This window comes from Modestobacter sp. VKM Ac-2978 (assembly GCF_026968025.1).
Taxonomy (GTDB): domain Bacteria; phylum Actinomycetota; class Actinomycetes; order Mycobacteriales; family Geodermatophilaceae; genus Modestobacter.
In genome coordinates this window covers 468,560-475,612 of sequence record NZ_JAPVBP010000004.1, presented here as the reverse complement: position 1 = coordinate 475,612, position 7,053 = coordinate 468,560, and the positions used below count along the sequence as shown (strand labels likewise).

Annotated in this window: 8 protein-coding genes; 5 read left to right on the top strand and 3 right to left on the bottom strand. The window is 73.5% G+C overall.

Annotated features, from left to right (window positions below):
• Nucleotides 1-203: 203 nt before the first annotated feature.
• Nucleotides 204-494: a hypothetical protein gene (locus tag O2W53_RS13275; RefSeq protein ID WP_269163511.1), complete on the bottom strand. Its 291-nt coding sequence runs from the start codon at nt 492-494 to the stop codon at nt 204-206.
• A 109-nt stretch (nt 495-603) separates the two neighbouring features.
• On the opposite strand from O2W53_RS13275, the gene fabG reads away from it, so the two are divergent.
• Genes fabG through O2W53_RS13260 form a run of 3 tightly spaced genes read left to right on the top strand, consistent with a single transcriptional unit; the run spans nt 604 to nt 3,252 of the window.
• Nucleotides 604-1,308 carry a beta-ketoacyl-ACP reductase gene (fabG, locus tag O2W53_RS13270; RefSeq protein ID WP_269163510.1) on the top strand — a complete coding sequence of 235 codons (705 nt, stop codon included), beginning with the start codon at nt 604-606 and terminating at the stop codon, nt 1,306-1,308.
• Nucleotides 1,308-2,075, top strand: coding sequence for an enoyl-ACP reductase FabI (gene fabI, locus O2W53_RS13265; RefSeq protein WP_229681909.1), 768 nt, complete (start codon nt 1,308-1,310; stop codon nt 2,073-2,075). Before fabG ends, fabI begins: the two co-directional genes overlap by 1 nt.
• Before the next feature lie 7 nt (nt 2,076-2,082).
• Nucleotides 2,083-3,252, top strand: a complete 1,170-nt coding sequence (locus tag O2W53_RS13260) for a ferrochelatase (RefSeq protein WP_269163509.1) — start codon at nt 2,083-2,085, stop codon at nt 3,250-3,252.
• A gap of 127 nt (nt 3,253-3,379) precedes the next feature.
• On the opposite strand, the gene O2W53_RS13255 is transcribed toward O2W53_RS13260, so the two are convergent.
• Nucleotides 3,380-4,120, bottom strand: a complete 741-nt coding sequence (locus O2W53_RS13255) for a hypothetical protein (protein ID WP_269163508.1) — start codon at nt 4,118-4,120, stop codon at nt 3,380-3,382.
• 135 nt (nt 4,121-4,255) lie between these two features.
• On the opposite strand from O2W53_RS13255, the gene O2W53_RS13250 reads away from it, so the two are divergent.
• Nucleotides 4,256-4,687: an NfeD family protein gene (locus O2W53_RS13250; protein WP_269163507.1), complete on the top strand. Its 432-nt coding sequence runs from the start codon at nt 4,256-4,258 to the stop codon at nt 4,685-4,687.
• Nucleotides 4,688-4,789: 102 nt separating this feature from the next.
• Nucleotides 4,790-6,031 (top strand): SPFH domain-containing protein, encoded by a 1,242-nt coding sequence (locus tag O2W53_RS13245; protein WP_269163506.1) that lies wholly within the window; start codon nt 4,790-4,792, stop codon nt 6,029-6,031.
• A 115-nt stretch (nt 6,032-6,146) separates the two neighbouring features.
• On the opposite strand, the gene O2W53_RS13240 is transcribed toward O2W53_RS13245, so the two are convergent.
• A complete protein-coding gene (locus O2W53_RS13240; protein ID WP_269163505.1) occupies nt 6,147-6,998 on the bottom strand; it encodes an RNA polymerase sigma factor SigF in 852 nt (283 codons plus the stop codon).
• Between the last annotated feature and the right edge of the window lie 55 nt (nt 6,999-7,053).

The following is a 7,053-nucleotide window of genomic DNA, read 5'->3' as shown; positions in this document are numbered from 1 at the left end:
CGGATCCGCCAGATCGAGTCCAAGACGATGTCCAAGCTGCGCCACCCCAGCCGCTCCCAGGTCCTGCGCGACTACCTCGACTAGCAGGACCGGCCCCGGCACGGGGTCCCGCACGGCGCAGCGGCCGGTGACCTGATCGGGTCACCGGCCGCTGCGGCGCGCGGCTTGGCGCCCGACCAGCACTGCTGCGCGGGCCGCGCGGCTCAGGTCTGCTGGAGCAGCCGGCCGAAGGCGGGGGACCGCCGGAGCGTGACCGTCCGCCCGCCGAGCGCGGCGACGTCGAGGTGGTCACGGACGAGCTCCAGGGCGGCTCCGGACAGTGCGGTCACCGACCCGGCGTCGATCACGTCCACCCGCACCGGTTCGCGGCCGTAGCGGCGCTGGAAGGCCGCCACGACGTCGGCGTCCACCGCGCCGGCCAGGCACAGGGCACGCCCGTCGGCGGTGTTCAGCAGCCGGACCAGGCCGCGCGGGCCCGTCGGGGACGACGTCACCCGGCCAGTGTGCGGCGGGATCGACGTCAGGGCTCGTCCGATGTGACGTGAGCCCACCGACTAGGTTCACCACGACGAAGTGCACGGTCGGTTCGATGAGGTGGGCGCAGTGGGCAGGTCGGTGCTGGTGACCGGTGGGAACCGCGGGATCGGGCTGGCCATCGCCCGCTCGTTCGCCGAGGCGGGTGACTCGGTGGCGGTGACCCACCGCGGCAGTGGCGCCCCGGAGGGGCTCTTCGGGGTGCAGTGCGACGTCACCGACGCCGCCGCCGTCGACCGCGCCTTCACCGAGGTCGAGGAGCACCAGGGGCCCGTCGAGGTCCTGGTCAGCAACGCCGGCATCACCCGGGACGGGCTGCTGCTGCGGATGGGCGAGGACGCGTTCACCGACGTCATCGACGCCAACCTCACCGCCGCCTACCGGGTCGCCAAGCGGGCGGCGCCGAAGATGGTGCGCGCCCGCGCCGGGCGGATGATCTTCATCTCCTCGGTCGTCGGGCTGCTCGGCTCGGCCGGGCAGGTCAACTACGCGGCGAGCAAGTCCGGCCTGGTCGGGCTCGCCCGTTCCATCGCCCGCGAGCTGGGCGGCCGCAACATCACCGCCAACGTGGTCGCGCCGGGGTTCGTGTCGACCGACATGACCGCGGAGCTGCCCGAGAAGCGGCAGCAGGAGATCCTCGGGCAGGTGCCGCTGGGGCGGCTCGCCGAGGCAGAGGAGATCGCCGGCGTCGTCCGCTTCCTGGCGGGCGAGCAGGCGGGGTACATCACCGGGGCGGTCGTCCCGGTCGACGGCGGACTGGGGATGGGACACTGATGGGCATTCTGGACGGCAAGAAGATCCTGGTCGCCGGCGTGCTGACCGAGCAGTCGATCGCGTTCTCGGTCGCGCGTCTCGCGCAGGAGCAGGGCGCCACCGTCGTCCTGTCCAACTTCGGCCGAGCCCTGTCGCTCTGCCAGCGGATCGCCAAGCGGCTGCCGCAGGAGGCGGCGGTGGTCGAGCTGGACGTGACGAACACCGAGCACCTGGCGACGCTGGCCGACCGGCTGCGCGAGCACGTCGACGGCCTGGACGGCGTGGTGCACTCCATCGGCTTCGCGCCGCAGGAGGCGATGGGCGAGGGGTTCCCCGAGGTCGCGTGGGAGCACGCGGCGACGGCGTTCCAGGTCTCGTCCTGGTCCCTGGCCTCGCTGACCCAGGCCTGCCGCCCGCTGTTCGGCGACACCGCCTCGGTGGTCGGCCTGACCTTCGACGCCACCGTCGCCTGGCCGGTCTACGGCTGGATGGGCGCGGCGAAGGCGGCCCTGGAGTCGACGTCCCGGTACCTGGCCCGGGAGCTGGGCCCTGAGGGCGTCCGGGTCAACCTGGTGGCGGCCGGCCCGCTGCGCACCATGGCGATGAAGTCGATCCCGGGCAGCGCTCAGTTCGAGGAGGCCTGGGAGGGTCGCGCCCCGCTGGGCTGGTCGGTCACCGACACCGAGCCGGCCGGCAAGGCCGTCACCGCGCTGCTGTCGGACTGGTTCCCGGCCACGACGGGTGAGATCGTGCACGTCGACGGCGGCTTCCACGCCGTGGGGGTATGACGGTCCGGTGACCGACCTCGCTCGCCCCCGGCACCCGCTCCCCGCCGGGGCCTCCATCACCCCTCCCGACCAGCAGCCCGACGAGTCCCCGTCGCTCGCGGTCCGCAACAACGGCGGCGTCGAGCCGGCACGCACGCCGGCGCCGGCCGGGCGCCGTGAGGCGCTGCTGGTGCTCGGCTTCGGTGGCCCGGAGGGCACTGACGACGTCATGCCGTTCCTGCTCAACGTCACCCGCGGCCGGGGCATCCCGCCCGAGCGGCTGGAGGCAGTCGCCGAGCACTACCACCACTTCGGCGGCGTGAGCCCGATCAACGACCAGAACAAGGCGCTGGTCGCCGCGCTCGAGGCCGAGCTCACCGGCGCCGGCATCGACCTGCCGGTCTACTGGGGCAACCGCAACTGGGCGCCCTACGTCGAGGACGCCTGGCGGCAGATGGCCGACGACGGCATCGAGCACGCCTACGTGCTCGCCACCTCGGCCTACGCCTCGTTCTCCGGGTGCCGGCAGTACCACGAGGACGTCGCCCGGGCCCGGGTCGCGCTGGAGCTCGACCCGTCCGCGCCGACCGGCCCGACGGCGGAGAAGCTGCCGCACTACTTCGACGCCCCCGGGTTCGTGCAGGCCAACGCCGAGGCGCTGGCCGCCGCGATCGCCTCGCTGCCCGAGGAGGTCCGCGGCACGGCGCGGCTGGTGGCCACCGCGCACAGCATCCCGAACGCGATGGCCGCGGTGGCCGGGCCGGGCGGGGGCGCCTACGAGGCCGAGCTGCAGCAGGCCGCCCAGCTGGTCGTCGAGGCGGCGGCGCCGGGGCGCGACGTCGACCTGGTGTGGCAGAGCCGCAGCGGGCCGCCGTCGGTGCCGTGGCTGGAGCCCGACGTCAACGACCACCTGCGGGCGCTGGCGGAGTCGGGGGAGACCGCCGTCGTCGTCTTCCCGATCGGCTTCATCTCCGACCACCTCGAGGTCATCTGGGACCTGGACAACGAGGCCGAGGAGACCGCCGGCGAACTGGGCCTGGCCTTCGCCCGGGCGGCGACCGCGGGCACGCACCCGGCGTTCGTCGCCTCGCTGCGGGACCTGCTGGTCGAGCGCCGGGCGGGCGGCGAGCCCCGGCTGGGCACCAACTGCCCGGCGTCCTGCTGCTTCGTCCAGCGCCCGGCCCGCCCAGCGGCCTGATGCCCGCTCTGCACGCTCTCCGTGCGCATCGCCCGTGCTGCGGCGCGGGCACAGCGCACGGAGAGCGTGCAAAGCGGCCCTGCGCGGCAGCGCAGGAGCCGGTGGGACGGCGCGTGAGCGCCGCGGCTCAGCCCCGCGGCACCCAGTTGTAGGCGGCGACCGTCGCCTCGCGGACGGCGGTCGCCAGCGGGCGCAGGGCCTCGTCGCGGGCCGCTGCCTGGGCGTGGGTAACCGCGGCCCCGGGCGCGTCGGCCATCGCCAGGTCCAGCACCTGGGACAACCGCTGGGCCCGGCCGAGCACCGACAGCGCCACCGGATCGTGGTCGGCCGGCAGCCCGGGTGCGTGCACGGTCCGGGCCAGCCCGGCCAGCAGCCCGGGCACCTCGGGGTTCCACCGGGCGAGGTCCAGCGCGGCGAGCGTGCGGGCGGAGTCGCCGACGGCGAGGTCCAGCGCACCGGAGACCGCCCGCAGGTTGCCCTCCACCGGCGGTGCCAGGGGCGGGGCGCCGTCGAGGGACACCGCCGTCCAGGAGACCGCCTCGGGCCCCAGCGCCTCGGGGACCAGGGCGAGCCGGGTGCCGACGGCAGCCTGCCCGGCCTCCAGGCCGAGCGCCACCAGTCCTGGTACCGCCGGCAGGCCCCGGGTGTCACCGGGCACCGGCAGCACCAGCCGCAGCCGTTCCTCGCCCAGGCCCCGTAGCGCGCTCAGCGCCCAGCCCAGCGGTACCGCCTCGTCGGTGCCGGGCAACCCGACGACCCGGTGGGCCGTCTCGCCCAGCAGGACGTCGAGTGCCTCGTCGTAGGAACTGCGGCCGGTGAGCCAGGCGGTGGCCCAGACGGCGAACCGGCCGGCGGCGATGTCGTGCACGGTGAACGAGGCTACGACGGCCGCGCCACCGGCCGCCGCCCGACCGACCGGCCATGTCCCGTGGGTGTGGTCCCGTGGGCCGTGCAGGCGTGGGACGGCGACCGGATGACGCGTTCGCGTGCCAGACTCGGGAGCGTGCCCGCCTGGTTGCTCTGGTTGATCGCCTCAGGCCTGTTCGCGGCCGGTGAGGTCGCCAGCCTGGACCTGGTCCTGCTGATGTTCGCCGGCGGCGCGCTCGGCGGCATGGGCGTGGCCCTGCTGGGTGGGGACCTGCTCCTCCAGGTGATCGCGTTCATCGTCGTCTCGGCCGGGCTGCTGGTCCTCGTCCGGCCCGTCGCCAAGCGGCACCTGGTCGACCGCACCCCCGAGCAGATCGACGGCGTCGCGACCTACGTCGGCCGCGAGGCCGTGGTCAGCCAGCGCGTCGACAACACCGCCGGCCGGATCCGGCTGGGCGACGACGAGTGGACCGCGCGCACCCAGCTCGACGACGAGGCCTACGACGTCGGCGCCGAGGTGCGGATCGTGCAGATCGAGGGACCGGTCGCCTACGTCAGCCATCTCTGAGTCGACGTCCGGGTGACCGGGAGCCCCCAGGGGTCCTCAGGTGGCGCCGGACGGGGCAAGATCAGATCGACGCACCACTCCTAGGAACGGAGCACCGCCCTCGTGGAACCCGCCCTGATCGCTCTGATCGTGATCGCCGTGCTGGTGGCCTTCGTACTGGCCAAGAGCGTGACGATCGTCCCGCAGGCGCAGGCGAAGGTGGTCGAACGCCTGGGCCGGTACAGCCGCACCCTCTCGCCCGGGCTGGCGCTGCTCGTGCCGTTCGTCGACCGGGTGCGCGCGACGATCGACCTGCGCGAGCAGGTCATCTCCTTCCCGCCGCAGCCGGTCATCACCGCCGACAACCTGCAGGTCGGCATCGACACCGTCGTCTACTTCCAGGTCACCGACCCGCGCCTGGCGGTCTACGGGATCGCCAACTACATCACCGGCATGGAGCAGCTCACGACCACGACGCTGCGCAACGTGGTCGGTGGGCTGAATCTCGAAGGTGCGCTGACCGGCCGGGACGGCATCAACTCCCAGCTGCGCACCGTGCTCGACGGCACCACCGGCCCGTGGGGCCTGCGGGTCGCCCGGGTGGAGATCAAGGCGATCGACCCGCCGCCGTCCATCCAGGACTCCATGGAGAAGCAGATGCGCGCCGACCGCGACAAGCGCGCGGTCATCCTCACCGCCGAGGGGCAGCGGCAGTCGGCGATCACCACGGCCGAGGGCCAGAAGGCCGCCTCGATCCTCTCCGCGGAGGGGAAGAAGCAGGCCGCGATCCTCGACGCCGAGGCCGAGCGGCAGAGCCGGATCCTGCGGGCCGAGGGTGAGCGCGCCGCGCTGTTCCTGCAGGCGCAGGGGCAGGCGAAGAGCATCGAGACGGTGTTCCAGGCCATCCACGACGGCAAGCCCGACCAGGGCCTGCTGGCCTACCAGTACCTGCAGACGCTGCCGAAGATCGCGCAGGGCGACGCCAACAAGATGTGGATCGTGCCCAGCGAGTTCAGCAAGGCGCTGGAGGGGCTGTCCAAGCTGGGTGGTGGCGACGACGGTGAGGGGCAGCGCAGCTGGCTGGACGTCGACGCGTCCTCCGGCGCCCAGGGCGCGAGCCAGGCGCCGGCGTCGTCCCTGGACACCAGCAACTGGTTCGACTCGAACCTGCCGCCGGCCGCCGAGCAGCCCGAGGCCAAGATCTCGCTGTCCAGCATCGCCGACGCGGCGGGGGAGACGGCGCCGCAGATCCCCAAGCCGCCGCCGCTGTCACAGGTCAAGCAGGACGTGCAGGAGAGCGGCCCGGCCGCCGACCCGCGCAACCGCTCCGCGGACGACGACCCGCTCGAGCTGCCCCCGGGCTGACCCGATGAACGCCGATGGCCCAGAACTCCTCGAGTTCTGGGCCATCGGCGTTCACGGCCCCGTCCAGAGGCTCGCCCCCGAGCTTGCGAGGGGGTGAGGAGGACGGGGTCCTTCATCAGTCCTTGAGCAGGCCCTCGCGGAGCTTGGCCAGGGTCTGGCTGAGCAGCCGGGACACGTGCATCTGGGAGATGCCGATGTCCGCAGCGATCTGCGACTGGGTCATGTTGCCGAAGAACCGCAGGATCAGGATGCGGCGCTCACGCGGCGGGATGGTGGCCAGCAGCGGCTGCAGTGACTCGCGGTACTCCACGCCCTCCAGGGCGGCGTCCTCCTCGCCGAGGGTCGCCGCGAGGGTGGGGGAGTCCTCCTCACCGGAGAGACGCTCGTCCAGCGAGCTGCTGCGGTAGGCGTTGGCCACCGCCAGGCCCTCGAGCACCTCTGCCCGGGGGATGCCGAGGTGCTCGGCCAGCTCGGACGGCGTGGGGGCGTGGCCGTTCTTCTGCGACAGCTCGCTGACCGCCGCGTTCAGCGAGAGGTGCAGCTCCTGCAGCCGCCGCGGCACGCGCACCGACCAGCCCTGGTCGCGGAAGTGCCGCTTGATCTCGCCGGTGATGGTCGGCACGGCGAAGGAGAGGAACTCCACCCCACGACCCGGGTCGAACCGGTCGATGGCGGCGATCAGGCCGAGCGTGCCCACCTGGAGCAGGTCGTCGAAGGGCTCGCCGCGGTTGCTGAACCGGCGGGCGAAGTGCCGGACCAGCGGCAGGTGCTCCTCGACCAGGATCTCCCGGAGTCGTTCCCGTCGCGGGTCGCCCTTGTCCAGGGTGGCCAGCTCGGCGAACAGCGGTGCGGTCCGCTCGGCCCGCTTGCGGTTGTCCGACATCGGCACCGGGTCAGCAGCCGGCTCCGGGGTCGTTGCGGAGGACTCCGTGGGGGCATCCTTCGGGGTGTCGGTGGGGTCGGTCATCTCGGTCTCCGAGGCGGTGTCGGCGACCGCAGGGGCGTCAGCGGCAGGGGCCGGG